This is a genomic window from Qipengyuania xiapuensis (genome assembly GCF_019711395.1).
Classification (GTDB): domain Bacteria; phylum Pseudomonadota; class Alphaproteobacteria; order Sphingomonadales; family Sphingomonadaceae; genus Qipengyuania; species Qipengyuania xiapuensis.
The window spans coordinates 201,116-226,986 of sequence record NZ_JAIGNL010000002.1 but is presented as its reverse complement, the minus strand read 5'-3'; the positions used below and the strand labels follow the sequence as shown (position 1 = coordinate 226,986).

General features: G+C 64.0%; 29 protein-coding genes. 15 read left to right on the top strand and 14 right to left on the bottom strand.

The window, feature by feature from the left end:
- Nucleotides 1-59 precede the first annotated feature (59 nt).
- The gene (locus K3163_RS10415) at nt 60-605 is read left to right on the top strand and encodes a PilZ domain-containing protein (protein ID WP_221554172.1); all 546 of its coding nucleotides are present in this window, start codon (nt 60-62) and stop codon (nt 603-605) included.
- On the opposite strand, the gene rsmA is transcribed toward K3163_RS10415, so the two are convergent.
- The 4 genes from rsmA to K3163_RS10395 all read right to left on the bottom strand — a co-directional run bounded on the left by rsmA (nt 602) and on the right by K3163_RS10395 (nt 6,197).
- Complete coding sequence (gene rsmA / locus K3163_RS10410; protein WP_221554171.1) at nt 602-1,423, bottom strand: 16S rRNA (adenine(1518)-N(6)/adenine(1519)-N(6))-dimethyltransferase RsmA; 822 nt, start codon at nt 1,421-1,423, stop codon at nt 602-604. The two genes, K3163_RS10415 and rsmA, sit on opposite strands and share 4 nt — an antisense overlap.
- Nucleotides 1,416-2,429 carry a 4-hydroxythreonine-4-phosphate dehydrogenase PdxA gene (pdxA, locus tag K3163_RS10405; protein ID WP_221427969.1) on the bottom strand — a complete coding sequence of 338 codons (1,014 nt, stop codon included), beginning with the start codon at nt 2,427-2,429 and terminating at the stop codon, nt 1,416-1,418. Before pdxA ends, rsmA begins: the two co-directional genes overlap by 8 nt.
- Nucleotides 2,426-3,769 carry a peptidylprolyl isomerase gene (locus tag K3163_RS10400; RefSeq protein WP_247710087.1) on the bottom strand — a complete coding sequence of 448 codons (1,344 nt, stop codon included), beginning with the start codon at nt 3,767-3,769 and terminating at the stop codon, nt 2,426-2,428. Before K3163_RS10400 ends, pdxA begins: the two co-directional genes overlap by 4 nt.
- A gap of 139 nt (nt 3,770-3,908) precedes the next feature.
- On the bottom strand, nt 3,909-6,197 hold the full coding sequence (locus K3163_RS10395) for an LPS-assembly protein LptD (RefSeq protein WP_247712655.1): 2,289 nt from the start codon (nt 6,195-6,197) through the stop codon (nt 3,909-3,911).
- 157 nt (nt 6,198-6,354) lie between these two features.
- Here K3163_RS10395 and K3163_RS10390 point away from each other — a divergent pair, with 157 nt between their 5' ends.
- From K3163_RS10390 to K3163_RS10360, 7 genes are all read left to right on the top strand, one after another.
- A complete protein-coding gene (locus tag K3163_RS10390; protein WP_221554169.1) occupies nt 6,355-7,812 on the top strand; it encodes a leucyl aminopeptidase in 1,458 nt (485 codons plus the stop codon).
- A 15-nt stretch (nt 7,813-7,827) separates the two neighbouring features.
- Nucleotides 7,828-7,989: a DUF2256 domain-containing protein gene (locus K3163_RS10385; RefSeq protein ID WP_221554168.1), complete on the top strand. Its 162-nt coding sequence runs from the start codon at nt 7,828-7,830 to the stop codon at nt 7,987-7,989.
- Entirely contained in the window at nt 7,937-8,452 is a 516-nt protein-coding gene (locus K3163_RS10380) for a DNA polymerase III subunit chi (RefSeq protein ID WP_425594724.1), read from the top strand. The genes K3163_RS10385 and K3163_RS10380 overlap by 53 nt, the downstream gene beginning before the upstream one ends.
- A gap of 40 nt (nt 8,453-8,492) precedes the next feature.
- Nucleotides 8,493-9,014 carry a hypothetical protein gene (locus K3163_RS10375; protein WP_221554167.1) on the top strand — a complete coding sequence of 174 codons (522 nt, stop codon included), beginning with the start codon at nt 8,493-8,495 and terminating at the stop codon, nt 9,012-9,014.
- A gap of 90 nt (nt 9,015-9,104) precedes the next feature.
- A complete protein-coding gene (gene ndk, locus K3163_RS10370) occupies nt 9,105-9,527 on the top strand; it encodes a nucleoside-diphosphate kinase (RefSeq protein ID WP_221427975.1) in 423 nt (140 codons plus the stop codon).
- An 89-nt stretch (nt 9,528-9,616) separates the two neighbouring features.
- Complete coding sequence (locus tag K3163_RS10365; protein WP_221554166.1) at nt 9,617-10,027, top strand: nuclear transport factor 2 family protein; 411 nt, start codon at nt 9,617-9,619, stop codon at nt 10,025-10,027.
- 55 nt (nt 10,028-10,082) lie between these two features.
- Nucleotides 10,083-10,478, top strand: coding sequence for a nuclear transport factor 2 family protein (locus K3163_RS10360; protein WP_221554165.1), 396 nt, complete (start codon nt 10,083-10,085; stop codon nt 10,476-10,478).
- Between the two features lie 12 nt (nt 10,479-10,490).
- Here the strand turns inward: K3163_RS10360 and K3163_RS10355 are convergent, their stop codons facing one another.
- From K3163_RS10355 to purM, 4 genes are read right to left on the bottom strand one after another with little or no spacing between them, the layout of a single operon-like run.
- On the bottom strand, nt 10,491-11,693 hold the full coding sequence (locus K3163_RS10355; protein WP_221554164.1) for a sulfotransferase: 1,203 nt from the start codon (nt 11,691-11,693) through the stop codon (nt 10,491-10,493).
- Nucleotides 11,690-11,896, bottom strand: coding sequence for a hypothetical protein (locus K3163_RS10350; protein ID WP_221554163.1), 207 nt, complete (start codon nt 11,894-11,896; stop codon nt 11,690-11,692). The genes K3163_RS10355 and K3163_RS10350 overlap by 4 nt, the downstream gene beginning before the upstream one ends.
- Nucleotides 11,896-12,861: a phosphoribosylglycinamide formyltransferase gene (gene purN / locus K3163_RS10345; RefSeq protein ID WP_221554162.1), complete on the bottom strand. Its 966-nt coding sequence runs from the start codon at nt 12,859-12,861 to the stop codon at nt 11,896-11,898. Before purN ends, K3163_RS10350 begins: the two co-directional genes overlap by 1 nt.
- The gene (gene purM / locus K3163_RS10340; RefSeq protein ID WP_221554161.1) at nt 12,854-13,951 is read right to left on the bottom strand and encodes a phosphoribosylformylglycinamidine cyclo-ligase; all 1,098 of its coding nucleotides are present in this window, start codon (nt 13,949-13,951) and stop codon (nt 12,854-12,856) included. Before purM ends, purN begins: the two co-directional genes overlap by 8 nt.
- A gap of 93 nt (nt 13,952-14,044) precedes the next feature.
- Between purM and K3163_RS10335 the strand changes: the two genes are divergently transcribed.
- From K3163_RS10335 to K3163_RS10320, 4 genes are read left to right on the top strand one after another with little or no spacing between them, the layout of a single operon-like run.
- Nucleotides 14,045-15,316: a heavy-metal-associated domain-containing protein gene (locus tag K3163_RS10335; RefSeq protein ID WP_221427982.1), complete on the top strand. Its 1,272-nt coding sequence runs from the start codon at nt 14,045-14,047 to the stop codon at nt 15,314-15,316.
- A gap of 22 nt (nt 15,317-15,338) precedes the next feature.
- Nucleotides 15,339-15,950: an HdaA/DnaA family protein gene (locus tag K3163_RS10330; RefSeq protein ID WP_221554160.1), complete on the top strand. Its 612-nt coding sequence runs from the start codon at nt 15,339-15,341 to the stop codon at nt 15,948-15,950.
- A 27-nt stretch (nt 15,951-15,977) separates the two neighbouring features.
- Nucleotides 15,978-16,667: a serine O-acetyltransferase EpsC gene (gene epsC, locus K3163_RS10325; protein WP_221427984.1), complete on the top strand. Its 690-nt coding sequence runs from the start codon at nt 15,978-15,980 to the stop codon at nt 16,665-16,667.
- Nucleotides 16,667-17,017: a DUF2794 domain-containing protein gene (locus K3163_RS10320; protein ID WP_221427985.1), complete on the top strand. Its 351-nt coding sequence runs from the start codon at nt 16,667-16,669 to the stop codon at nt 17,015-17,017. Before epsC ends, K3163_RS10320 begins: the two co-directional genes overlap by 1 nt.
- A gap of 62 nt (nt 17,018-17,079) precedes the next feature.
- Here K3163_RS10320 and K3163_RS10315 read toward each other — a convergent pair whose 3' ends face one another.
- From K3163_RS10315 to K3163_RS10300, 4 genes are all read right to left on the bottom strand, one after another.
- Nucleotides 17,080-18,144, bottom strand: coding sequence for a hypothetical protein (locus K3163_RS10315; protein WP_221554159.1), 1,065 nt, complete (start codon nt 18,142-18,144; stop codon nt 17,080-17,082).
- Nucleotides 18,145-18,215: 71 nt separating this feature from the next.
- Nucleotides 18,216-19,046 carry a DUF4328 domain-containing protein gene (locus tag K3163_RS10310; RefSeq protein ID WP_221554158.1) on the bottom strand — a complete coding sequence of 277 codons (831 nt, stop codon included), beginning with the start codon at nt 19,044-19,046 and terminating at the stop codon, nt 18,216-18,218.
- A gap of 70 nt (nt 19,047-19,116) precedes the next feature.
- Nucleotides 19,117-20,046, bottom strand: coding sequence for an SDR family NAD(P)-dependent oxidoreductase (locus K3163_RS10305; RefSeq protein ID WP_221427988.1), 930 nt, complete (start codon nt 20,044-20,046; stop codon nt 19,117-19,119).
- A 127-nt stretch (nt 20,047-20,173) separates the two neighbouring features.
- Nucleotides 20,174-20,857, bottom strand: coding sequence for an HAD family hydrolase (locus K3163_RS10300; protein WP_221554157.1), 684 nt, complete (start codon nt 20,855-20,857; stop codon nt 20,174-20,176).
- Nucleotides 20,858-20,918: 61 nt separating this feature from the next.
- On the opposite strand from K3163_RS10300, the gene glmU reads away from it, so the two are divergent.
- The 3 genes from glmU (at nt 20,919) to K3163_RS10285 (ending at nt 23,256) form a co-directional block, all read left to right on the top strand.
- On the top strand, nt 20,919-22,286 hold the full coding sequence (gene glmU, locus K3163_RS10295) for a bifunctional UDP-N-acetylglucosamine diphosphorylase/glucosamine-1-phosphate N-acetyltransferase GlmU (RefSeq protein WP_221554156.1): 1,368 nt from the start codon (nt 20,919-20,921) through the stop codon (nt 22,284-22,286).
- Nucleotides 22,283-22,555: an HNH endonuclease gene (locus tag K3163_RS10290; RefSeq protein WP_221429551.1), complete on the top strand. Its 273-nt coding sequence runs from the start codon at nt 22,283-22,285 to the stop codon at nt 22,553-22,555. Before glmU ends, K3163_RS10290 begins: the two co-directional genes overlap by 4 nt.
- A gap of 71 nt (nt 22,556-22,626) precedes the next feature.
- The gene (locus K3163_RS10285) at nt 22,627-23,256 is read left to right on the top strand and encodes an SOUL family heme-binding protein (RefSeq protein WP_221554155.1); all 630 of its coding nucleotides are present in this window, start codon (nt 22,627-22,629) and stop codon (nt 23,254-23,256) included.
- A 70-nt stretch (nt 23,257-23,326) separates the two neighbouring features.
- On the opposite strand, the gene K3163_RS10280 is transcribed toward K3163_RS10285, so the two are convergent.
- Together K3163_RS10280 and K3163_RS10275 are read right to left on the bottom strand one after the other, a co-directional pair.
- On the bottom strand, nt 23,327-25,459 hold the full coding sequence (locus K3163_RS10280; RefSeq protein WP_345719726.1) for a prolyl oligopeptidase family serine peptidase: 2,133 nt from the start codon (nt 25,457-25,459) through the stop codon (nt 23,327-23,329).
- A 151-nt stretch (nt 25,460-25,610) separates the two neighbouring features.
- Nucleotides 25,611-25,868, bottom strand: a complete 258-nt coding sequence (locus K3163_RS10275; protein ID WP_221427993.1) for an ATP synthase F1 subunit epsilon — start codon at nt 25,866-25,868, stop codon at nt 25,611-25,613.
- Nucleotides 25,869-25,871: the final 3 nt, after the last annotated feature.

Here is a 25,871-nt window from a genome sequence, read left to right as displayed (position 1 = left end):
CGTCAAGGGACTGGTAAAGTTTCGCGGTTAAGCTGTGCGACCTATAAGGAATAACGGTCGTGCAAATACAAGGCAGAGCCCTCCAGGAACGTCGCGAGGACAGGATAGACATCCTGGTCCGCGCCACCATGCATGCGCCCCAGAGCGCGGGCGTCGTGCGCCTGTGCAATATCTCGCCCATCGGGGCGCTGATCGAGGGTAGCGATCTTCCGGCTGTCGGCAGCAATGTCGAACTGCAGCGCGGTGCGCTCTCGGTTTCGGGGAGGGTCGTGTGGCTGGGGGATGACCAGGCTGGCGTCTCCTTCGAAGATCGCATCACCGTGCAGCACTGGCTGCCCAATGCCGAACCCCAGCGCGCGGTCGACCGTGCCTTCCAGCGTATCATGCAGGAGATGCGCGGGCAGGATAATGTCCAGGCGATGTCCGCGCCGCTTCACGGCTCGCAGATCACCGCAGATGACATGGAACGATCGGCTGGCGCGCTCGAGGAACTGGCCGATGCCCTGGCCTGCGAGCCCGAACTCTTTGCGCGTTATGCGACCCAGCTCCAGTCGCTGGATGTTGCCGCACAGATGCTGCGCAAACTGGCGCTGCGCGAAGACTAGCCGAGAACGCGGGCGAGCCGGACGAAATCGCCGACTTCGAGCGTTTCGGCACGGCGCTGGGGATCGATGCCGATCCCTTCGAGCGCGTCGACAGCGCCGGGTATGGACTTGAGGCTCTGGCGCAGCATCTTGCGGCGCTGGCCGAAGGCGGCCTCGGTCAGGCGTTCGAGCAATTTCGCCGACACGCCCTCGGGCATCTCGCCCGGTTCGACGTGGACGATGGCGCTCATGACCTTGGGCGGCGGGGTGAAGGCGCTGCGGTGGACCTTCATCGCCATCTTGGCCTGCGCTCGCCACTGGGCAAGGACCGCCAGGCGCCCGTAGGCCGAACTTCCGGGTTTCGCCACGATGCGCTGGGCTACTTCCTGCTGGAACATCAGCGTGAGCGAGGTCCAGAGCGGCGGCCATTCCTCGCCGCCCATCCAGCGCGTGAACAAGGCGGTACCGACATTGTAGGGCAGGTTCGATAGCACCGCGTAGGGCTCGCCGCCCATCACGTCGTCATGATCAAGCTTGAGCGCGTCGCCCTCGATCAAGCGCAGCTGGTCGGGAAAGGCCATGGCGAGTTCGGACAGGGCGGGGAGGCAGCGCGTGTCCATCTCGATCGCGGTCACCTTCGCGCCCGCACGAAGGAGCGCGCGGGTCAGACCACCGGGGCCGGGGCCGACTTCGAGCACGTTCCTGCCGGCGAGGTCGCCCGGAACCGCGGCAATGCGGTCGAGCAGCTGTTCGTCGAAAAGGAAGTTCTGGCCGAGCGCCTTCGACGCACTGAGGCCGTGGCGCGCGATGACTTCCCGGAGCGGAGGCAGGTCAGCCACGGCGGGCGCGCCTTGCGGCCATTTCGCCTGCCATACGCAGCGCTGCGATCATCGCGCCGGGATCGGCAAGACCCTTGCCCGCGATATCGAATGCCGTTCCGTGATCGGGGCTCGTCCGCACGATTGGCAGGCCGAGGGTTACGTTGACGCCTTCGTCGAAGTCCAGCGCCTTGAGCGGGATCAGTGCCTGATCGTGATACATAGCCAGCGCAACATCGTAGGTGCTGCGCGCGCGCGGCGTGAAGAGCGCATCGCCCGGATAGGGACCGGTTATCGCGAAGCCCTCTGCCTGCAGTTCCTCGATGGCCGGGGCGATAATCTCTGCCTCTTCGCTGCCGAATCGACCGTCCTCGCCTGCATGCGGATTGAGCCCGCAGACCGCGATCCGCGGAACCTCGATGCCGAAATCATGCTGCAGCGAGGACGCGACAATCCTCGCGCGCTGGCAGATCAGTTCGCGCGTGAGGAGCTTTGGCACCTCGGCAAGCGCGTGATGGATCGTGAGCGGCACGGCGCGCAGGCTCGGCCCGGCAAGCATCATGACCGCGTCATGGCGATCCAGTTCGCAGGCGTCCGCGAGATACTCGGTCTGGCCCGGTTGGGTGAAGCCGACCTTCGCAAGCTCCGACTTTGCGATGGGCGCCGTGACCAGCCCTCCGGCTTCTCCGGAGAGAGCCAGCTTGGTTGCCGTCTCGAGCGAATGCAGGGCGAGGTTCGCCCCGGCTTCGCTGACCGTGCCGGGTTCATAGGAGTGGTCTGCCTCGCCCAGCACAGGGAGTGCCTCGTCCCACACCTCTGCCGCTTGCGAGGTGCTCTGGATCTGCTGGACCTGCACTGCGATCCCGCACGCTCTTGCAGCAGCGGACAGCACGCCGGCACCGCCGGTCACGAAGAAGGGCGCTATGCCTTCATGTTCGCGCCGGGCCCAAGCAGCCGAGATGATCTCGGGTCCGATCCCCGCCGGATCGCCGAGCGATACCGCAAGCGGGGGTAGTGCGGGCGTCAATTGTACTCGATGTAGGCGTCGTTGCGCAGGTCGCGCAGGTAGCGCTGGGCTGCCTTGTTCACGCGCTCATCCTCGATCTGCGCCATCAGCTCGTCGAAGTTCGGACCGCTTTCGCTCTGCGGGTCGTCACGACCGCACAGCATCAGCACGCGCACGCCTTCCTGAACCGAACCGAAGGGCGGCGTCACTTCGCCGATCTGCAGGCCGAGAACGATGTTCTGCAGCTGCTCGGGCAGGGCGCGGGCGCGGATCTGGTCGTTGGTGACGACGTTTGCGTTGAGCGATGCAGCAACTTCGTCGGCGCTGCCGCAGCCGCGCATCGACTGGACGCCCGAAATGAAGTTCTGCAGCTTCGCCTCGTTCGCCGCATCACCGGCGGTCGGGTCGAAGGAGACCTGGATCTGCTTGAGGCTCAGCATTGCATCACGCGGATCGGCGGTTAGCACCTGGCGCTTCTCGCGCAGGAAGACGATCCAGTAGCCACCCGAAATTTGGATCGGGCCGACAAGCTGGCCGGGCTGCATCTGGCCGACGACCGTCTCTAGCTGCGGATCCTTGAGCTGCGGCAGGTGGATCCAGCCGAGGTCGCCGCCGACCGCAGCGGTCGAAGCTTCGGAGAACTGGCGGGCGTAGGCAACGAAGCTGCCGCCCTGGCGCAGCTGCTCGACGATCTTCTGCGCGTTGGCTTCAACGGCAGCAGCGTTCTGCGGCGTTGCCGAGAGGAAGATTTCCCAGACCCAGTATTCGTCCGTGCCCTTCGAAGCGTTCAGGCGCTCCATGAGCTCGTTCACCTCCTCGGCAGAGACATTGACGAACATCGCGACCTTGCGGCGCAGCAGGCGCTGCCACGCGAGCTCGCCTTCGATCTGGCGCTTCAGCGAAACCGGCGAAGATCCGATCGAAAGGAGATAGGCATCCATTTCCTCGACCCGGCGATTGTTCTGCGCGGCGAGGCGGTTGTAGGTCTGGTTGATCTCCGCCCGGTCGATCTCGATTTCCTCGGCTTCGGCAGCCTGGATCTGCAGGGTCTCGTCGATCAGGTTGCGAAGAACCTGCGCGCGGACGCGGGCCATTTCCTCGGCCGAGATCTCGTTCTGGCTCGCATCGACCAGCAGCGCGACGCGGTGGTCGAGGTCCGTGCCGGTGATGACGTGGCCGTTTACCACGGCGGTTGCCCTGCGAACGTTGGGATCGGGATTGGTGAGCATGTTGAACTGCTCGGGCAGGTTCAGGGGATCCTGCGCGCCCACTGCAGATTGCGCGCTGGCGCCCGGTGCGCTGGCGAGAAGTCCGATAGCTGCGGCCGCGGCGGCCAGTTTCGAAACGAATGTTGCGTTCACGCTCAAAAAATCCCTTGCGGCGCGTCTTCGGCGCCCGAATGCGGCGGTCATGCCTGACCCCGGCTTAACCGTTGCTGATAACCGAGGGCGCGGATAGCGCGTTTGACCTGCGCTGCCAACACGCAGCGCCCCGTCTAACCTAGCGGAACCCCAGATTTTTCAGGCTGAAGTAAAGCTGGAAGGTGTCGCCGCGCTGCGCATCGCCTGCTGACACGTAATCGCGCCGCCAGGTCGCGCCCATCTCGAGGCAGTCGTCCTGATAGGCGATGCCGAGGCGCGTGCGGATCGGCTGGAAGCCGTCGCTGGTGAGCGTGGGATCTTCTTCGCGGTCGGTGAGGTTGAACACGCCCGAACCGAATGCGGACCAGTAATCGGCAAACGCCACGCGCACTGCGGCACGCAGCTCCTCGCGGTCCTGAAGGTCTTCCACCGTGGTGATGTCGCGGTTGAGACGCAGGTAGCCGATCTCGGCATAGGTCCGGCTGGAACCGATCGTCGCGTCGATCTCGTTGCGGCGCACGGCGAAATTGTCCTTGTCGAGCCGGTAGCGGTGCGTGAGCTTGAGGAAATCGCGGTAGCGCAGCTGCGTGCGGCCCACGAAGTCGCTGACCTTTTCTGAAAGGCCCGTACCGTCGGGGAAGATGTCGCGATCGGAATCGAGGCGGTAGGACTGGCCGAGGGTTGTCAGGAGCTCCCATCCCGGACGGCGGAGCTTCCAGTCGAAGCCATAGGTGACGCGTGCGCCGTCTTCGATACGGTCGTAGCCGGGGAAGCGGTTGAGCGCGAAAAGGTTGCTGTCTTCCAGATCGATCGCGCGCGCGTCCTCGTTGGGGATCGCGAGATTCTTGATCTCTGGCGTCACCACCAGCTGCACGCGAGGTGTGAAGACCTGCTCGCCGCCGAAAAGCTCGCCCACGAAAGGCCATTCGACATCGACCGCGCCAAGCGCGACACCGCGCGTCTCCCAACCCGGATTGCCGCGATAGGAGGCAGTCTGGGTGAACTGGTTGCCGTCAGAATGGTAGACGTCGCCGCGCAGCAGGCCGGTGAAGGTCACGACCTGCCCGAGCCCGGTGATCTGCTTCAGGTCCCACTGTGCCTTTGCGAAGGCGCGCTCGGTCTCCTGACCTTCCTTCCGGGTGATGGCGAGAGTGTTGACCTGCAGCTCGAGATTTCCGCCCGCGACCGGATCGGCGAGCCGCTGCCGGTAATCCAGCACCGGCAGCGCGACCGGGACATTGTCCTGGTCCTGGCCGAGCCTGAGGGTTTGCGTCGCCCAGCCTGAGAGCGAGAAATAGGAGTTGGCGTCGATCCGCTCGAGATCGATCATCGAGCGCAGGCGGTCGTCGCGGCTGATGTCGTAGCGGCGCAGGAAGGTGCGGTCGCTGGCGAGGCGTAATGACCCGGTAAGGCTCCATTCGGGCGAGAACTGGAACTTGCCGTTCGCGAACACGTAGCCACGCGGCTCGCTGTCGAAAGTGTCGGTGCGGCTCGCATCGGTGAAGCGGCGGCTGTGCGTTGCATAGCCGGTGATCTGGTATGCGCCCTTGTCGGTCAGGTGCCTCCACTGGGCGGAGACCATCGGCGGTGCCTCGGAGAAGACATAACCCGAGACAGTGAGGTCCTGGTTGTCCGCGAAGCGCAGGTAGTAGCTACCCGAAACCTCGACGCCGTTGCTTTCCGAAATTCGCAGGTCGGGCACGAGGAAACCCGACACGGCGCCACCGTCCGTACGGATCGAGAGGCCGGGGAGCGGCAGCAGCCGCGCTCCGAAAAGCTCGAGATAGGCGCCGCGGAACCGCACGCGCTCGTCCTCGGGGTCGTAGATCACGCGTTCAGCCGTGATCCGCCAGCTCGGCTCCTTGTCGCAGCCATCCGGATCGGTCACCGCGCAGGCACTGTAGGCGGCTTCTTCTAGCGTGATCGATCCGTCGTTCTCGCGCACGCCGCGATTGGCCGCGAGCCTGCCTCCGGCGCGCAGCGCGAGCAGCAGGTCTTCCATCGCGCCGGCCTCGAACTGGTCGGTCAGCTCGACGCGTTCGGTATAGAGCTGGTTGCCGTTCTCATCGACGAAGCGGACATTCCCGCTCGCCACGATCACGCCGGTGCGCTGGCTCCAGCTGACGCTGTCGGCGCGCAGCGAGCGGTCGCCCGAGCGCAGCAGCACATCGCCTTCGGCGGTAGTGATGTCGGCATCGCTGTCGTAGCTGAGGATATCGGCTTCGAATGCGATCTGGCGTTCGCCCTCGGCGTTGAATTCGGGCGGAGGGAGCTGGGTATCATCCTGGCTCGCCACGATGACCGGGTCTTGCGGGGCGGGGAGGTCGCTAGGGCTTTCGCCTTCCGGTTCCTCCACGGTGCCCGCACCGGTGGCTGCGCCTTCCTGCGCAAAAGCGGGCGATGCGCTGGCGAGCACGAGCGCGGCCATGCCGGATCCCAGCAGGCGCGACACTGTTATGTTTCTATTGGCTGGGGCCGGGACCATGGCTTGCCTATCGCACCGGCCACGCCTAATCGCAATCGCGTTTCCTCGGGGACCGGCGGCACGGTCGGCTTCCCGTCCAGAATATATCTTGGGAGATTCCATGCACATCCAGTTCAGCCAGTCCCGTCCGCAAGGCGCGCGCCTCATTGCGCATGTGGTCGACAAGGGCAAGCTTCCTGATTCCCTGAATGCTGCAATGCGCGCCGGCGCCGAAGCGGCACGTTTCAAGGGCAATGCAGGCCAGACCTTCGACGGCTTTGCTGAAACCGGCGATGGCGTTGCTCGCCTCGCGCTGGCTGGTGCGGGCGACCGCAATGACGAGGGCCGCCTCGCAAACCTCGAGAAGGCAGGCGCTGCGCTGGCAGGCAAGTACCAGTCGACCGGCGACAAGGAAGTGGTTCTCGACCTGACCGACAGCTCGCTGGATGCGAACGAGGCAGCGCATGTGCTGCTCGGCCTGCGCCTGCGCAACTGGCGTTATGATGTCTATCGCACCAAGTTGAAGGATGAGCAGAAGATCACGCTAGAAGGCGTCACCGTGGTCGGAGCGCCCGAAGGCACGGAGGCCGCATGGCAGGATCACCTCGCGCTGGCCGAGGGTGTCGAGTTCACCCGCGAGCTCGTGACCGAGCCTGCGAACATCATCTATCCCGAAAGCTTCGTTGAACGCTGCAAGGAACGCTTCGAGGGCACCGGTGCGGAACTCGTCGTTCTCGACGAGGCGCAAATGGAAGAGCTCGGCATGGGTTCGCTCCTCGGCGTCGGCCAGGGTTCGGTGCGCGAATCGCGCATCCTCGCAATCCGCTGGAACGGCGGCGGTAGCGAAGCTCCCGTGGCCTTCGTCGGCAAGGGCGTGACCTTTGATACCGGCGGCATCTCGATCAAGCCGGGCCCGGGCATGGAAGACATGAAGTGGGACATGGGCGGCGCCGGTGCGGTTGCGGGCGGCATGCTCGCTCTCGTCAAGCGCAAGGCGAAGGCCAATGTGGTCGGCGTCATGGGTCTCGTCGAGAACATGCCCGACGGCAATGCCCAGCGTCCGGGTGACGTGGTCAAGTCGATGAACGGCCAGACCATCGAAATCCTCAACACCGACGCCGAAGGTCGCCTTGTGCTGGCCGACGCGCTCCACTGGACGCAGGAAGAATACCAGCCCTCGCGCATCGTCGACTTCGCAACGCTCACCGGCGCGATCATCATCTCGCTCGGCCATGAGTACGCAGGCCTATTCTCGAATGACGACGAGCTGTCCAAGGACCTTTCCGAAGCGGGCGAGGCCGTGGGCGACAAGGTCTGGCGCATGCCGCTGGGCAAGGCCTACGACAAGCTGATCGACAGCCCGATCGCCGACATGAAGAACATCGGCGGCAAGGGCGCAGGTTCGATTACCGCGGCGCAGTTCCTCCAGCGCTTCATCGCCGACGATACGCCCTGGGCGCATATCGACATCGCCGGCATGGCCTGGTCGGACAAGCCGGGCCGCACGTGGGGCAAGGGCGCCACGGGCTACGGCGTGCGCCTGATCGATCGTCTCATCGCCGATACGGTCGAAAGCTGATCGGAAACAGCGCTCATGGCGAAGATGAGGCGCAAGGCAGACCTTCCCACGAAGATCTGCGCAACTTGCGGCCTCAGCTTCGCCTGGCGCAAGAAATGGGCGCGCGACTGGGACAACGTGCGCTATTGCTCCGAGCGATGCCGGCGCAATAAGCCGGCAGGCGAAGAGCAGAGCTGAAGCCAGGAAAAGGGGTCACTTCATCCTCGTCGATTTCTACCAGCTGAGCCGCGATCCGGTGGATGTCACCGTGGTCAAGCTCGCCCGCAAGGTGATGCAGGCGGGCGAGCGGCTGCTGGTGGTCGCAGCGGACGAAGGGCTACGCACACGGCTGGCCGATGCTCTCTGGCAGCAGGGCGGCGGCAGCTTCCTTGCCAACGGCCTTGCCGATGCGCCCCACGCGGCGCGCCAGCCGATCCTGATTTCAGATGGCTGCGAGGCTCCCAACGATGCGAGGATGGTCATCCTTGCCGACGGTCAGTGGCGCGACGAGGCGAGCGCGTTCGATCGCGCGATGCTGCTGTTCGATGCCGATGCAACCGAGGCGGCCCGCGACTTGTGGCGCACGCTTTCCGCGCGCGACGACATCGAGAACCGTATCTTCAAGCAGACGCCCGAGGGCGGTTGGCGCGAAGGCCGCTGAACTTTCAGGAACCTGCTGCAATCTCGCCCGTCGATTGGGCATGAGATCCTGTTCCCCCATTCTCCTCTGCTCCGCCCTCCTTGTCTCTGCTTGCGGAGCTAGTGACACCGGTGCTGGAGAAGATGCAGCCGAGGCAGCGGAGGCCGAAGCTCTCGGCTCCTACACGATCGATCCGGAAAGCGGCGAGGTCCGCGCAACGCACACCGATGCGGCAGGCGTGACCACCACCATGCGCGCCGGCGAAAACGTGCCGGTTCGCTGGCCGGAGCCGTTCACGGCCTACCCGGGAGCGGAAATCACCAACACTACGCGGGTCGAACAAGGCGAGGGTGCTTTCGTGACGGTCGAGTTCACTACGTCCGACACGCGCGCCGACGTGGTCGAATTCTATCGTAAGCAGGCGATAGAAGCGGGTGTCGAACCCGAGATCGAGGTGTCGGGCGGCGAAACCACCACGTTGGGTGGTGAGAACCGCGATCGCAAAGCCAGTTTCGCGCTTCAGGTAACTCGCGTGGAAGGTCGGACCGAGGGACAGATCAGCGTCACGCGCGGATTCGACTAATTCTTGCCCCTTCGCCCCCTTGGCGCTAGGGGCGCGCGCGAGAACTCTCTCCCCCCGATAAACATTCGAAATTCGCAAGGAACACACATCATGGCGGTCACCCGCACCTTTTCGATCATCAAGCCCGATGCCACCCGCCGCAACCTGACCGGCGGCGTCACCAAGATGCTTGAAGAAGCCGGCCTGCGCGTCGTGGCTTCGAAGCGCATCAAGATGACCCGCGAGCAGGCCGAAGGCTTCTACGCGGTCCACAAGGAACGCCCCTTCTTCGGTGACCTCGTTGAATTCATGACCTCGGGTCCGGTCGTCGTGCAGGTCCTCGAAGGCGAAGACGCCGTGAAGCGCAACCGCGACGTGATGGGCGCCACCAACCCGGCCGACGCCGAAGAAGGCACCATCCGCAAGACCTATGCCGAATCGATCGAAGCAAACTCGGTCCACGGTTCGGACAGCGAAGAGAATGCAAAGATCGAGATCGATTTCTTCTTCGACGAGAGCGAAATCGTCGGCTGAACGACTGAAAGTTACTCTTTCGCGCTCGAAAAGTGTGAAAAGTAAACAGGTTAGGTGACGGGCGCATCTTGGGTTAAGGTGCGCCCGTCATGCTTTCGGCATTGTTCCCTCACCTGCGCGAACGGCGCACTCGCGAAAGCGCGGTTCGTGCTTTCGTGGATTCGCTCAATCGCAGGCAATATCGCCGGACTGCCGAATATGTGTCTGAAGACGTTGTATTTTCCGACGTGAGCGGCGACGCGATCAAGGGCCTCGATCGCATGATCGATGCGGTCGAGCGGTTCCGGAAGAGCTCGGACTGGCCTGAAATCGTCATCGAATCGGCCGATTACAGCGACGGCGACGTACTCCTGCGCGGCCGCCTCGATACAAGTGTACGCGAAATAGCCGGCGACACGTTTTGGCGGGTCGGTTTTGACGATGACATGATCTCGGCAATCGAAGTCACACGCGCAAACGGCAACATGACCGTGCCGCGGTTCGCCGCTCGATACGCCTGACACTGGATTCCGGCCCCGACCTGCGGCAAAATGCGCCCGAGCGGGGGATTCGTGAATGTTCTTCAAGGATCAGCGGAAGGATGCTGCGCGCCAGTTGATGGCGGCATTCAACGCGCACGATCACCTCGCGTTGGCCAAGTGCATCACGGCCGATTGTACATTCATCGATAGTTCCGGCGGCAGGCTTGAGGGGCGAAGCAACATCGTCGAAGCCACGCGCATGTTCATGACGATGGAACCCGAATTCCATATTGAGGTCGACAGCTATTCGGTCGTCGGCGACGAAGTGCTGATGCAGGGGGAGACCACTGCCAGGGACCCGCTTGTCGCGAAGGACCGGTTGTGGCGGGCTAGGGTCGAGGACGGCCGGATCGCCGAATTCCAGACCTATTGCGATGGCGAACCGCGGCAGCTCGCGCGGCTGCTGGGCCAAGGCGCCGACCAGATGTAGAAAGCGGCCGCTCTAGGCCCTTGCGGCGGAGCCGAAATTGGCGATCTGGCTGGCATGGCGGTCATGCGGGTCGCGTGCCGACTTTTCCCGCTCCGCAGTCATCGCTGCAAGGCTTTGATCGGGCAGCGGCATGCCGAGCGTGAGGTACGCCTGCATGATCGCAGATCGCCAGTTCGCATTAAGCGCCGAGAATGCAATGTGGGCAACCGGCCCTTCGAATTCTTCAAGAGCCGCGTCCATCGCTTCCTGCCGCGCGGCGATCTTGCGCGCCCAGGCCTCCTGCAACCACTCGATGTCGTGATTGTCGGATTGGAATGCCATCTGGCTGGCGGTCATGGATATGCTGCTTGCAAGCACTTCCTCATGGTCGCGTTCGCATACGACGAGGCGGGCGTCGGGAAACTCGTCGAGCAGCGCACCGAGATCCTCTGCGAATTGCGGACATTTGAGGACGCGCGGCTTTCCGGCATCGCCCATCTTGGCAGCATCGGTGCGCAGGATGCGCGCGAACTCGCGGTAAATCGGTGCTTGGTCGCGGCCTTCACTGAAGGCCACGAAGGAATCGATCCGCCACTGCGCCTCGAAGGTCGCTGGCGAGAGTGCCGCAGCGAGCCAGCCGATCTCCTCGTCGGTGCGCAGGCTGCCGAAGGGATGCATGGTGTCGAGCCAGGGATTGATCCGGCGCGCGAGGGCGAGCGCGAAGCGGCCCTTGAGCGGCCTCAGGTCAGGCTTCGAGGGTACAGGATCATGGCTGTTGCAGAAGCGCGTACCGCTATGCTGCGGGTCGGCTGCAAGCAGGCGCTGGACACGCGTGGTCCCGCTGCGCATCTGGCCGACTACCAGGATGGGCGGCGCAATCGGTGTCCTCGCAAGGTCGGGCTCCTCGCGCCAGATCCTGCCGAGCGCGTGGCGCTTGCGAATCGCGCCGGTGATCTGGCCGTATGCCATCGCATGGCCCAGCGCATTGAGATCGGCCTCTTCACGAAGCGCCTTGCACAGTGCCTCGAGCCGTTCTCGGAAATCGGCGACCGTCTCCTCGCTCCTGATGGATATCTCGTCGGCGGAATCGAAGCCTCGGCTGCCAATCTTCCAGAGGTATTCCGGCTCAAGCGGCGGCTTTTCGTCCCAGCCGCGCTCCCACATGTACTCGACTACGCGATCGAAGCGCTCGGCCATCCGCGAGCGGGCAAAGGGATGCGGGCGGGGCGGCGTCACTTGCGACGCTCCTTCCAGCGCTCGAACACCTTCCGGCCGATCAAGCGGAGGAGGTGCGCACCGATGAGCACGCCGCCGGTGATGAGGACCGCGTCGAGCATGTCGACTTCCTCGGTTCGCCAGCTGCCGTCATCCTGCAGCGCGATCATGCCGATTGCGAGGATCGCGACGATGAAGAAGATGTATGGCGTCAACCGGTCCATCAGAATTGGTCCGCTGCATCCATTAGTTTCGTCGCGCTCTTTGGTGCAACGCTGCGCCAGCTGCGCTCCAGCCAGTCGGCGACATGGTTCCAATCGAGGCCCGGCCGGTTGAGGATCACGCCGATCCAACCGCTCGCGCCGTAATAGGCGGGTTTGAAATAGGCCTGAGGCTGCGCTTCGACGAGGTCGAGCAGCTCATCCATGCTGCCTGTCTTGACCAGCACGGCGACATGTTCGCTGCCGTGATGCTGGTCGTTGAAATAGGCGAAATACTTGCCCGATTTCTCGCTTCCGGCGCGCCAGCCGGGCGAACCGTGGCTTTCGCGCTCGTGGCATTGCGGCAGGGCGAGCGCCAGCTCGCGCACCTTGCTGAGCAGGAATTCAGGATCGTTCTCGCGGCCCACATATTCACTGACAACGCGCGGATAGAGCTGATGCTCCGCAAATCTTACCCGTTCGGCGAGGCTATCTGCCGTTTCGCCTTGCCGGATGGCGACCTTGACCTGCCCGAGCACCTCGCCCGCATCGAGTTCGGGAGTAACGAGATGGACCGAGACGCCGCCATGGCTGTCGCCCGCATCGATCGCCCGCTGATGGGTATCGAGCCCGGGGTACTTCGGCAGCAACGAGGGGTGGATGTTGAGCATCCGGCCTTCCCAGCGCGTGGCGAATTCATCGGTGAGGATGCGCATGTAACCGGCAAGCACGATATAGTCGGCGCCAGCATCGCGCGCGGCCTTTTCCATAGCTGCATCGTGATCGGAGCGCACCATGCCCTTGTGAGAAAGCGCGAAGGTACTCACACCTTCGGCTTCGGCGAGGGCAAGTCCCTCGGCCTCGGGATCGTTGGCGGCTACAAGCACCACCTCGAAGGCGGAATCGGAAAGTAACGAGGCATAGAGCAGCGCGGCCATGTTGCTGCCGCGCCCGGAGATGAAGATCGCGACCTTCGCCTTCTCAGCCAAGGTGGACGGCCTCCCACTCCTCACGCGCGGACCAGGTCCCTTGCGAACCGCGCACCGTGCAGCCCTTGTCGCCCTCGACGATGTGGCCGACGGCGAGGACCTGCTCGCCTGCATCTTCGAGGCGGCTGCGGACGAGTTCGACCTTGGAAGGCTCGACCGCGAGGACCATGCCCACGCCGCAGTTGAAAGTGCGCGCCATTTCGCCCGGCTCGATATTCCCCTGCGCCTGCAGGAACGCCATCAGCCCTGGCTGCTGCCAGCCGTCGGCATCGACCTCGGCATGCGCACCCTGCGGAAGGACGCGCGGAATGTTCTCGAGCAGGCCGCCACCCGTGATGTGGGCCATCGCGTCGATCAGCCCGTCACGCACCAGCGGGAGGAGCGTTTTTACATAGATTCGGGTCGGTTCGAGGAGCGTCTCGATCAGCAGCCTGTCCTGGTCGAACAGGGCAGGGCGATCGAGCTTCCATTCCTTGTCCTCTGCAAGGCGGCGCACGAGCGAGAAACCGTTCGAATGGACGCCCGAGCTGGCAAGGCCGAGCAGGACATGTCCAGGCGCAACGCGTTCGCCGGTCAGTTGCTCGCCGCGTTCGACGGCACCGACGCAGAAGCCTGCAAGGTCGTAGTCGCCGCTTGCATACATGCCGGGCATTTCTGCCGTCTCGCCGCCGATCAGCGCGCAGCCTGCCTGCTTGCAGCCTTCGGCGATGCCCGCGATCACCCGCTCGGCAACACCGTTCTCCAGTTTGCCGGTGGCGAAGTAGTCGAGGAAGAAGAGCGGTTCCGCGCCCTGAACGATCAGGTCGTTCACGCACATGGCGACGAGATCGATGCCGACGGTGTCGTGCCGGTCGGTATCGATGGCCAGCTTGAGCTTCGTGCCAACACCGTCATTGCCCGCGACCAGCAGCGGATCCTTATATCCGGCGGCCTTGGGATCGAAGAATCCGCCGAAGCCGCCGATCTCGCCGTCGGCGCCGGGGCGCATGGTTGCTTTCACCAGCGGACCGATCGCCTTCACGAGCGCATTGCCCGCATCGATCGAAACTCCGGCCTGTTCGTAGGTGTAGGAAGGCGTATCGCTGCTCATGGCTCTCGCCTTTGCGCGAGTTCGGTCCGAATTTCCAGCAAATGCGCTTGGATTTCCCGAACCGATTGGGCAAAAGGCGCCGCAACATAGCCCATGCGCACATTTTCCTCCCTTTCTCCACGTGGCCGCATCGCCCTGATCGCTTCCGGCATTGCGCTGGCAGGCGGTGCCGGATGGCTCGCGCAGGCGCAGGTCGGTGGCGAGCGCGGCATCGCTGCAGTGGCCGCATCGCGCGATATCCAGGTGAGCGACATCGAGGTCGATGTGCGTGCATCCACCGGGATCGAAGCGCGCGAGGAAGCCTGGCGAGAGGCCCAGGTGAAGGCGTGGGAGAAAATCGACGGGCCGGATCTTCCCGAATCGCGCATCGCGGGGATGGTCTCGGCTATCGTGGTGCAGCGCGAGCGGCTTGGGCCCAAACGCTACATCGCCACGCTTGGGGTGATCTTCGACCGCCAGAAAGCCAACGCCTATCTCGGCGATGACGGCCTGACACGGCGCAGTGCGCCGATGCTGCTCCTCCCGGTGACTTTCTCGGGCGGGACGCAGCTCATGTACGAGCAACGCAACCCGTGGCAGCGCGCCTGGGCAGAATTTCAGGCCGGGCAGAGCAGCGTGAACTACGTGCGGCCGAGCGGCGCGGGCGGGGAATCGCTACTGCTGACGTACGGCCAGACCAACCGCCGCAGCCGTGTCTGGTGGCGCGACATCCTCGATTCCTTCGGGGCCGCCGACGTGCTCGTCCCGATCGCACGCCTGCGCTACACCTACCCCGGCGGTCCGGTGGAGGGGACCTTCACCGCGCGCCACGGCCCGGACAACGAATTCCTGGAAAGCTTCACGCTCACCGCCGAGAGCCCGGACCAGCTTCCCGCCATGCTCGAAGAAGCGGTGCGCAAATTCGACGCGATCTTCCAGGTTGCCCTCTCGGACGGCACGATCCGTCCCGATCCCACGCTCAATGTGAAGACCGGCGACCTAAATCCCGAAATCGCGCGACTGGTCGAACTTGGCCGCCGCCTTCGCGAACAGGACGAGGCGCGTGCGCAGGCAGCTTCGCAGCCGACAGATGCAAGCGGCGGCGCGATTAGCGCTGCTCCGATCAACCAGCCTCCGCCAGAAGGCTCGGTCGCGCTCTACACCGTTCAGTTCCAGACACCCGATGCGGCAAGCTTCGGGGCCGTCCTTTCCTCTGTGCGCGGCACTCCGGGAGTGCGCTCGACAGGCGTGCGCAGCACGGCGATCGGAGGCACGTCGGTCATGACGGTCAGCTATGTGGGCTCGATCGGCGAACTGGCCGAGGCACTTCGCGGCCAGGGCTTCACAGTGCAGCAGGGAGCCACCGCGCTCTTGATCAGCCGCTAAGCTTGGGCGCAGGGTGTCCAGCATGAGCCAGATTGCGCTGCCTCTTACCCAGTCCGGGACGAAAGGCCCCGAGAGCATCATTATCGGCGAGGGCAATCGCGCCGTTGCCGAAGCGCTCGGCGCATCGCAGGACTGGCCGTTCGGGACGGCTATCCTTGCAGGGCCCGCACGGTCGGGAAAATCGCTCTTCGCACGCTGGTTCGCCTCACACACGGGTGGCGGGGCGATCGACGATGCCCACACGAAGGACGAGACCGAGATATTCCATGCGTGGAACCGGGCCCGCGAGGACGGTTATCCGCTCCTGCTCACGGTGGACGCCAAGGGCTGGGAAATTACCTTGCCCGACCTGCGCAGCCGCATGGGCGCCGCGCTCCAGCTCGAAATCGGCCCGCCCGACGACGAAATGGCCGCACAGCTCATGCTCAGCCATGCTGCGCAGCGGGGGCTGGCGCTGGGCGAGGGAGCGCCTGCCTATCTCGTCCCGCGCATGGAACGCAGCTATGCCGCGATCGAGCGGATCGTGGCCGAAATCGACCGCCTGAGCCTTGAACGCAAGGTTCCTGCCACCATGTCCATATGGCGCGACGCACTCGATGCCGTGCAGGGTCCCGAGCAAGCCCGCTTGCTTTGACAGCGGGTTAATGGAAGGATTGAGACCATGTTGGAACGGCTGATCGCCTATCTGGACTCGATCAAGGCGCGCGATCCTGCGCCTCGCAGCCGCTGGGAAGTGCTGCTCTATCCGGGTGTCTGGGCGCTGGCATACCACCGCGCAGCGCACTGGCTTTTCGAGGCCGAACTCTATTTCCTTGCCCGCCTGATCAATCACTGGAGCCGTATGGTCACCGGGATCGATATCCATCCCGGCGCGAAGATCGGCCGCAATTTCTTCATCGACCACGGCTTCACCGTGATCGGCGAGACTGCCGAGATCGGAAACAACGTGACCATCTACCAGTGCGTGACGCTGGGCGGCACCAATCCCACTAACGGCAAGGGCGGCAAGCGTCACCCGACGATCGAGGACGATGTGATCATTGGCTCGGGCGCGCAGGTCATCGGTCCGATCACTGTGGGCAAGCGCGCGCGGATCGGCGCCAATGCCGTTGTCACCGACGCTGTGCCGGAAGGCGCGACGATGATCGGCCTCAAGGCGCGCAGCACGCTGGTGCCGGCAGAGGAATGGATGAAGGAATTCGTCCCCTATGGCACGCCGTGCGACGATCCGTGCGAGCCGAGCCGCGACTGCGTCGAGAAGCTCGAGAACGAGTTGAAGGCTCTCCGGCAGGAGATCGCCGAGTTGCGCTCTGCAGGTGAGCCGGCCAAGCGTAGCGGTACCGGCGACTGATGGCGCTTGGGTCGCCGACGGTCGTTGCCTTTCCCGGACGCCGGCCAGAGCAGGTCGGGTTCACTCGCGAAGAACTGACCCGCATCCTCGACGTCTACGGACGAATGGTCGCCGCCGGCCAATGGCGCGACTATGCGATGGACTTCACCCGCGATACCGCCACATTCGCCGCCTTCGTGCGGCATGCCGAGCGTCCTCAGGCGCGGCTGGAGAAGCGCCCCTCGCTGCGCGGCAAGCAGGGCATGTGGACGCTGTTCGGCGAGCATGGCCAGGTACTCAAGCGCGGTCATGAACTTCCCGGTGTCCTCGCTCCCATCGAGCGCCGCCTCCTGAAGGCGGTAGACAACTGATCCCCACATGAAAAAAGGGCCCGCACCGAAGTGCGAGCCCTTTTCCGCTGGAGTATCAGCTATCAGGCAGTGGCCGGCAGGCGTGCCTGCATGTCGCCCGGCAAGCCCTTGACCACGGCGCGGCGGATCGGGGTCCACAGCGCGCTCAGCGTGAGCAGGGCGGATCCGATGACCAGCGCGGTCAATGCGAAGTTGAGCTCCACTGCGCCGAACTCGCGGAACAGGAAGGTCAGCGCGATCAGCACGTAGGCGAGGGCGGAGACCAGCAGCGCCCGGCGGTCGACCGCGAGGGCGACCACGCCGAAGACGATGTAGACTGCCAGCACGCCTACTGCGGCGGCTGCGCCGATATTGGCGCCATCAGTGACGCCGAGCAGGGCGAAGATCGGATGTGCGATCATCGGTGCCGCAAGCAGGTGGAGCCAGAAGGCAACATCGCTACGACGGGTCTCGCGACGCGGGTCGCTCATGTCCCAGCGCATGGCGAAGCCGAAGATCGTCAGGCCGGCCACGAAGACAAGGCTCAGGACGATCGTCTCCATGTTCTGGTTGTTGGTGCCCACTGCAGCAACGATCAGCGCGATAACCGTGCCGGCGATCGCGGCGGTGCCCGCAGCGATCGTGATCGGGACCATGAAGCGGCGCCAGTGGAACCAGGCCGCGCCCGCGGTGACGAGCGCCGACAAGGCGACCAGCAGTACGGCGAGTGTCTCGTTGCCCGGGCCGTTATTCACCCCGGCTACATTGATCGAGACGCCGAGCAGGCCGAAGAAAACCCCGCCCACGAAGCCAAGCAGCAGAATGATGCTGGGCAGCGCCATGCGGCGCTTCGCCGTGAAGAACTCGGCGAGAAGCCAAGCGGTACCGGCGACCAGCAAGCCGCTGGCGGGCGAGGGCCCGTTATTGTTGCTCCAGATCGCATCGCCGATGGCAGCCATCGCCATGAGCAGGATGACGGCGCCAATGCTGACGAAAATGTCGTTGAAGCCGGTGATCAGTCTAAAGTGTTCCGCATCTGCGGGCACGGCGTCGCGCTGCGCTGCGACATGCGCACGCAGGGCATTTGCGGCGTCGGAGCTGATCGCCCCTGCCGCAACCGCCGAGTTAAGGTCTTCCTGGCTGTACATGCCAACTCTCCCCATTGAAGATGGAGAGCTGGATACCCTTAGTGTATTAATACGTCAATACGGTTCCGGAATCAGGCCCCGATGATGTTCACCCGCGGCTTATCGGGCATCTCCGCCTCGATCCCTGCCGGATCGATCTCGGGAAGCACTTCCTCCTGCGCAGCGGTGATGGCCCGCGTGAGCGAGGAGAACAGATATGCGGACACCAACAGCAGGAGGATGGCGAAGGCCAGGAGAGCGAACTCCATCCAGAGCGGCGTCATCAGGATGAGGTTGGTGCCCGCATCGAGTGCGAACTTCACGATCATCGCGCTGAAGATGAGCAGGCCGACGAGCACGGCCGTCCACCAGGCGGTCACATTCTCGACGCCCGAGTGCGCGAAATCTTCCGACTCGCCATGGCTGCGATTGTGCAGCTCGCGCATGGCCTCGAAGGGCAGCATGAAATTGGCCACCGGAATGAGGTAGGACGCGACAGCAAAGCCGGGTCCGTATTTCGACCGGATCCCCACCTCGCGGATATTGGCGTGCGCGCGCCATACCCAGATCAGGGCGGAGACGACGAAGCCGAGGGCCGCGAGCATCAGCGTGATCAGCGAGATGATTGAAATGATGCCGGGCTTCTGGTCGTCGCCAGCCGGCAGGAACCGGCCCTCGATGAAGAATGCGCTACCCGAACGGTTGTATTCCGCCTGAAGCTGGCGGCGTTGCTGCTGGTAGCCGTAGTACTGGCTGGGAGGCGGGGCGAGGGCCTCGAGCCTTTCGATCCGCTCGTATTCCTCCTTCACCGCTACCCCGCCTAGGACGAGCTGCGAGAGCCCGGCCAGTACCAGCAGGATCGCGAAACCGGTGACGGCTAGCGAGGAGATGCGCAGCGTGCGCAGCTTGGCTTCCAGATTCATGCAGACCCCCAAAGAAAAACCCCGCGCCATCATGCGATGGGGCGGGGCTTTTCGCAATAAGGGGAGGGATTTATCCGCGAGCGCTGCTCGGGCCGGTTCCGGTAACCTTCTGCATCGCGGTCAGGATCGCGCCCGACTGCTCGCTGCCCGACTGCGGGGCCTTGAGGTTCGAGAACTCGCTGATCTTGTCCCAGTTGGCGGCAAAGCCTTCGACCGTGCGCTCGCCATCGGGCAGCCAGACGGCATCGTTCATGACGGTCCATGCCGAGTGATAGCCGCCTGCACCTGCACCGACGATGGCATTGGTCGGCGCATCTTCGCTGACGAGGAAGAGCGCGGCCGGAACCACGTTCACCGGATCGAACAGCTTGAAGGCTTCTTCGGGGAAGAGGTCTTCGGTCATGCGCGTGCCCGCGACGGGCGAGAGCGTGTTGACCTTGATGTTGTACTTCGCGCCTTCGAGCTGGAGCGTCTTGGTGAGACCGGCGAGGCCGAGCTTGGCAGCGCCGTAGTTGGCCTGGCCGAAGTTGCCGAAGAGGCCGGTCGACGACGCGGTCATCAGGATGCGGCCGTATGCCTGCTCACGGAAGGTTTCCCAGCATGCCTTGGTGACGAAAGCCGAGCCGGTCAGGTGGACCTTGAGGACGAACTCGAAGTCTTCCGGGCTCATCTTGGCGAAGGTCTTGTCGCGCAGGACGCCGGCGTTGTTGATGAGGACGTGCACGCCGCCCCACTTCTGCTTGGCGTCGGCGACCATCTTTTCCATCTGGTCGTACTCGGTGACGCTGCCACCGTTCGACATAGCTTCGCCGCCCATCTTCTCGATTTCCTCGACGACCTGGAGGGCCATGTCGGAGTGGCCGGTGCCGTCGCGTGCACCGCCGAGGTCGTTGACGACGACCTTCGCGCCGCGGCGTGCAAGTTCGAGCGCGTATTCGCGGCCCAGACCGCCGCCTGCGCCGGTGACGATGGCTACCTTGTCCTTGAAGTCGATGCTCATGGGAGGCTCCTGCTTGTGTGTTTTTCGTTTACGTAAAGGTCAATTGGCGAAGCGGACTGCCACGTTCCCTTCGCACTTGCAATACTGCGGGCGGGCATGCCCGATGCCGTAGGGGCAGTGCTTGCTCCTAAAGGCGTTCGAGGGCGGGAATGAGGCCTTTGAGCGAATCAATCGCCGCGTCCGCTCCCAGTTCCTCGGCCGTGCCGTCGCAATAGCCGTACATGGCGACGACGACGGGTACGCCTGCAGCTCGTGCGGCTTTGACGTCATAGCTGCTGTCGCCGATGAAGGCGATCGATCCTCCGCCGCAGACCTCGCGGGCCTTGAGAACGGGGCCGGGCGCAGGCTTGGCGATATAGTTACCGTCCGCATCCTTGCCGAGACTGTCGCCGCCGATGATCCCTTCGAAGCGGTCGATCATGCCGAGCGTGGTCAGGATCTGGCGGGCAAACCCTTCGAACTTGTTGGTGACGACCGCCACCCGAACGCCGCGGCCCGCAAGCTCATCGAGCACTTCGAGCGCATGCGGGTAGGGGCGCGTGTGGACCGCGTTGTTTTCGGAGTAATAGCCCAGCATCACCTTGTAGAGGCGGCGGAATTCCTCGTGCTCAAGGCCGCCCTGCGCGTCCACGGCCCGCTTGAGCATGATCTTGGCGCCGCCGCCGATCAGATCGGTCGCGCTTTCGACGGGGACCGGATCGAAGCCGCCGTGTTCAAGCGCGTGGTTTACTGCCGTGCCGAGATCGCGGTGCGTCTCGAGCAATGTGCCGTCGAGGTCGAAGCCGACGCTGTCGAAAGGAAAATCAGCCATTGCGCCTGCGGTGCAGTATGGTTCTTCAAACTGCAAGCGATTGGTGGCATGGCCCTTTGCCATGAGTACGAACCGCGAATTCGCCGCCGTCATCCTCGCCGCCGGCAAGGGCACCCGCCTCAAGAGCGGGCTGCACAAGGTCCTCCACAACATCGCCGGCCGCCCGATCATTGAGCACCTGATAGCCTCGGTCGAAGCGCTTGCGCCTGCCCGCACGATCGTGATCGTCGGCGACGAACGCGAACAGGTCATCGGCCAGCTGGGCGAACGCGCCGAATGCGTGGTGCAGGAGCCGCAGCTGGGCACCGGCCATGCGGTTGCGCAGGCGAAGGAAGCGCTCGCCGGGTTCGACGGCGATGTCGTGATGCTGCTGGGCGATGCGCCCTTCATCAAGAGCGACACGATGAACGACATGCTCGCCCGCCTGCGCGCGCCCGATGCGCCCGCCGTGGTGGTGCTGGGCTTCGAACCGGAAGACGCGCTGCAATATGGCCGCGTGATCACCCATGCGGACATGACCATCGAGAAGATGGTGGAATTCAAGGATGCGAACGAGGCCGAGCGGGCCTGCCGCCTGTGCAATTCGGGCCTCATGGCCGCACGCTCCGAAGTGCTCTTCGACCTGCTCGACCGCGTCGACAACGACAACGCACAAGGCGAATATTACCTGCCCGACATCGTCAACGTGGCGGTGAAGGAAGGTCGTACCTGCGCCGCCGTTGTCACCGACCGGCCGCACGAGGTCGTCGGTATCAATTCGCGCAAGGAGCTCGCTGCGGCAGAACGCCAGTGGCAGGACCTGAAGCGCGAGGAGGCGCTGGAGAACGGCGTGACGCTGAAGGCGCCCGAGACGGTTTTCTTCAGCTATGACACAGATCTAGCTTCAGACGTGACGGTCGAACCGAACGTCGTCTTCGCGCCGGGCGTGAAGGTCGAAAGCGGTTCGCGCATCCGCGCTTTCAGCCATCTCGAAGGCGCGCATGTCGGCGAGGATTGCGAAGTCGGTCCCTATGCCCGCCTGCGCCCCGGCGCGGTGATGAAAAAGGGCAGCAAGGTCGGCAATTTCGTCGAAATGAAGAAGGCAGTGCTGGGCGAAGGTGCCAAGGCCAACCATCTGACCTATCTCGGCGATGCGACGGTGGGGGCGGGCGCCAACATCGGCGCTGGCACCATCACCTGCAATTACGACGGCTACTTCAAGTACAAGACCGTGATCGGCGAGCGCGCCTTTATCGGTAGCAATAGCGCGCTGATCGCGCCGGTGAAGATCGGCGACGATGCGATCGTCGCCGCAGGCAGCGCCGTCAGCCGCGATGTCGCCCCGGGCGAGCTTCGCATGGTGCGCGCCGAACAGCTCGTCAAACCCGGCTGGGCCGACCGCTTCCATGACACGATGAAAAAGAAGAAGGCGTCGGAGAAGAAGGACTGAGCGAGGGCCGCACCACCTGCTGGCTTTGTGAACGGCCCGTCGGCACGCGGGTCCAGTACCATCACCCGATTCCCAAGTCGAAGAAGGGGCGTTTCACGGTCCCGGTGCACCCGATCTGCCACCAGGCTATCCACGCCAACTTCACCAATGCCGAATTGGCGCGGATCGGTGAGGATCGCGAAACGCTGATCGCGAACGAGGCAGTTGCGAAGTTCCTGCGCTGGATCGCCGACAAGCCGCCCGATTTCCATGCGCCGACGCGAAAGTGACCCGCCTCGCATCCGGGAACGAAGCGGCTGCGTAACTGCTGTCAGATAGAGACATGCAGAGGACGTCGGTAATGGTGAAAGCGAAATATCTTGCGATGGGTCTGGGCGCGGCATTGCTCGCAGGAACCGCAGTTTACGCGCAGGGACGATATAACGACGAGCCCGCGTTCGAGCTCATCACCCAGCAGGGCGCTTTCGAAGTGCGCGAATACGAACCGATGATCGTTGCCGAGGTCACGCATACCGGCGATCGGCGGCGCGCGATGAATGCCGGGTTCCGGCGCCTTGCCGCCTATATCTTTGCGCAGGAAGACGGCCGCGCGCCTATCGGCATGACGACACCCGTCATTCGCAAGCAGGCTGAGAAGATTGCCATGACCTCGCCCGTAACGATTGGCGAGGGCGAGGATACGGGCAGCTGGAACACGCGTTTCGTCATGCCCGACAGCTATACCATGGAGACCCTGCCCGAACCGCCATCGGACATAACGCTGATAGAGATCCCATCGCGCAAGATGGCGAGCGTCAAATTCGACGGCTGGGGCCGTCAGGAGGATCTCGAGAAGATGGAAGGCTTCCTGCGACGCTGGATGGAAGAGCAGGGCCTGGAAGCAGCCGGTGCGCCCGAATACGCCTTCTACGATGCGCCGCGCGTTCCGGCCCGTATGCGCCGCAACGAGGTCATGATCCCGGTCAAATAGCCTTTCAGGAAAGGAAAAAGGGGCGGCCCCAACGCGGGACCGCCCCTTCTTTGTGCCTTCCAGCGAAGGGTTATTCGCTCTCGTTGTCGTCCATCAGGCGCTGCATCAGGTAGACCATCTGCAGGGCCTGGAGCTTGGCGCGCTGTTCGTTGTCGACGCCGCCCGAGTGGCCCCCAGTCATGTCCTCGTAATACCAGTAGGGCTGGCCGAGTTCCTTGAGCTTGGCCGCACCCTTGCGGGCATGAGCCGGATGCGTGCGGTCATCAGCGGTCGATGCCCAGAGGAACGGGGCGGGGTAGTCCACGCCCTCGACGATCTTCTGGTAGGGCGAGTAGCCTTCGATCCACGCGCGCTGCTCAGGGATACGCGGATCGCCATATTCGCCGATCCACGAAGCGCCGCGGCCGATCAGGTGGTAGCGCAGCATGTCGAACAGCGGGATCGCAACGATCGCTGCATCGAACAGCTCGGGAGCCTGGGTGAAGGCCGTGCCAACCAGAAGGCCGCCCTGCGAACCGCCCTGGATGCCGAGTTGGCCGGCATTGGTGATGCCGCGGTCGATCGCATCGCGGCCCACCGCGATGAAATCGTCCCAGGTGCGCTGCTTGTTCTCGCGGATCGCGGTCTGGTGCCAGCCGGGGCCGAACTCGCCGCCACCGCGCAGGTTGGCGAGGATGAAGGCGCCGCCATTCTCGAGCCACAGCTTGCCGGTGAGCGAGCGGTAGCTGGGCAGCTGCGAGATCTGGAAACCGCCGTAACCGTAGAGCAGCGTCGGCGTGGTGCCGTCCATCTCCATGCCCTTGGGCTTCACGAGGAAGTAGGGGATCTTGGTCCCGTCCTTGCTGGTCGCCTCGAACTGCTCGACTTCCATGCCCTCGGCATCGAAGTAGCTGGGCGAGGTCTTGAGCACTTCCGGATCGCCGGTGCCGTCCGAGTACCAGAGCGTGCTCGGCGTCAGGAAGTCGGTCGAGGTGAACATGATCTCGTCGGTTTCGGACGAGGTGGTCGACACGCTCAGCGTGGCGTTGTCGGGCAGGTTGACTTCGGTCGTGACCCACTCGCCATCCTCATAGTCGAGCTTGAGGACCTTGCCGACGACATTGTCGAGGATCGCCATGTAGGCGCTGTTGGCAGTCGCGCCGCCGCCGCGCTTGGTCTGGCGTTCCGCAGGCGCCCAGACGAGCGTCTTCTTCGCGCCGTTCGGATCGCGCTTGAACTCCTCGAGGTCGACCGAGATCAGCGCATCGGCCGGGAAGACCTGACCCTGCGTTTCCCAGTCGACGTCGGTCGAAATGGTCAGCTGGCCGTCGACGATACCGCCGAGATTGGCCTTCTTGGGCATGTCGAGCTCGAGCCATTCGCCATTGTGCCAGACGTAGTTGATGCTCTCGTGGAAGCTGATGCCGCGGAAGGCGGTGCGAAGGTGGACCGTGCCTTCATTGTCGCGGATCAGGCCCGAACCTGCCCAGACGTCGCTCTTGTCGCCGCGGAAGATCTCTTCTGCTTCGGAGAGCGGCGTGCCGCGCTTCCACATGCGGGTGGTGAAGGGATATTCGCTCTCCGTGATGGTCTCGCCGCCGAAGTCGCGACCGACCAGCAGCGTGTCTTCATCGAGCCACTGCACGCCGCCCTGGCTCTTCTCCTCGATCACGAAGCCGCCCTCGACGAACTGCTTCGTCGTCATGTCGAATTCGCGCATGATGGTGGCGTCCTCACCCCCGTCGGACAGGGCGATCATGCACATGCGCTGGTCGGGCGGCAGGCAGGTGCTGCCCTTGTAGACCCACTCCTTGCCCTCGGCCGCGGCGAGCGCGTCGATATCGAGCACGGTTTCCCACTCGGGATCGTCGGTCTTGTAGCTTTCCAGCGTGGTCCGGCGCAGCACGCCCTTGGGGTTCTGCTTGTCCTGCCAGAAATTGTAGAGCCCGTCCTTGCGGATCGAGACGTAAGGCACGCGGTCCTCTGCATCGAGGATGGCCAGCGCATCGGCGGTCAACTCGTCGAAGCGTGGGTCCTGCGCCATGTGCGCCATGGTGCGGTTGTTCTCGGCGCGCACCCAGTCGAGTGCTTCCTCGCTGCGGGCTTCTTCGAGCCAGATGTAGGGATCTTCATCGGGTCCCGGGACGCCGTCCTGTGCGGCGAGCGAATTGGGGGTGGCGATGGTCATGGTCGCTGCCAATGCCAGCGTAGAAACACGTTTCACAGTCCTCTCCTGCATATGATGCGGGTCGCTTCTAACCTGCTCATAGAGAAAGGAAAGGACAGCCCTGCTCGACGAGCGGGCAATGAGGGTGGACCAACGAAAAAGGGCGACCCGAGGGCCGCCCTTAATCTTGTGCGATTGTCCGAAAGGCTCAGCCTTCGACATGCTCCGCGAGGACCGTCAGGCCATTCTCGCCGACTTCGGCGAAGCCGCCGCGGACCTCGATGGTCTCCGGCGCGCCGCCTTCGGTCTTGTAGACCTGGACTTCGCCGTCGCGGATGGTCGACATGAAGGGCGCGTGGCCCTCGAGCACGCCGAATTCGCCTTCCGTACCGGGGACGACCACCATGTGGACGTCTTCCGAACGGACCAGCTTGGCCGGCGTGACGAGTTCGAAGTGGAGGGCCATGTG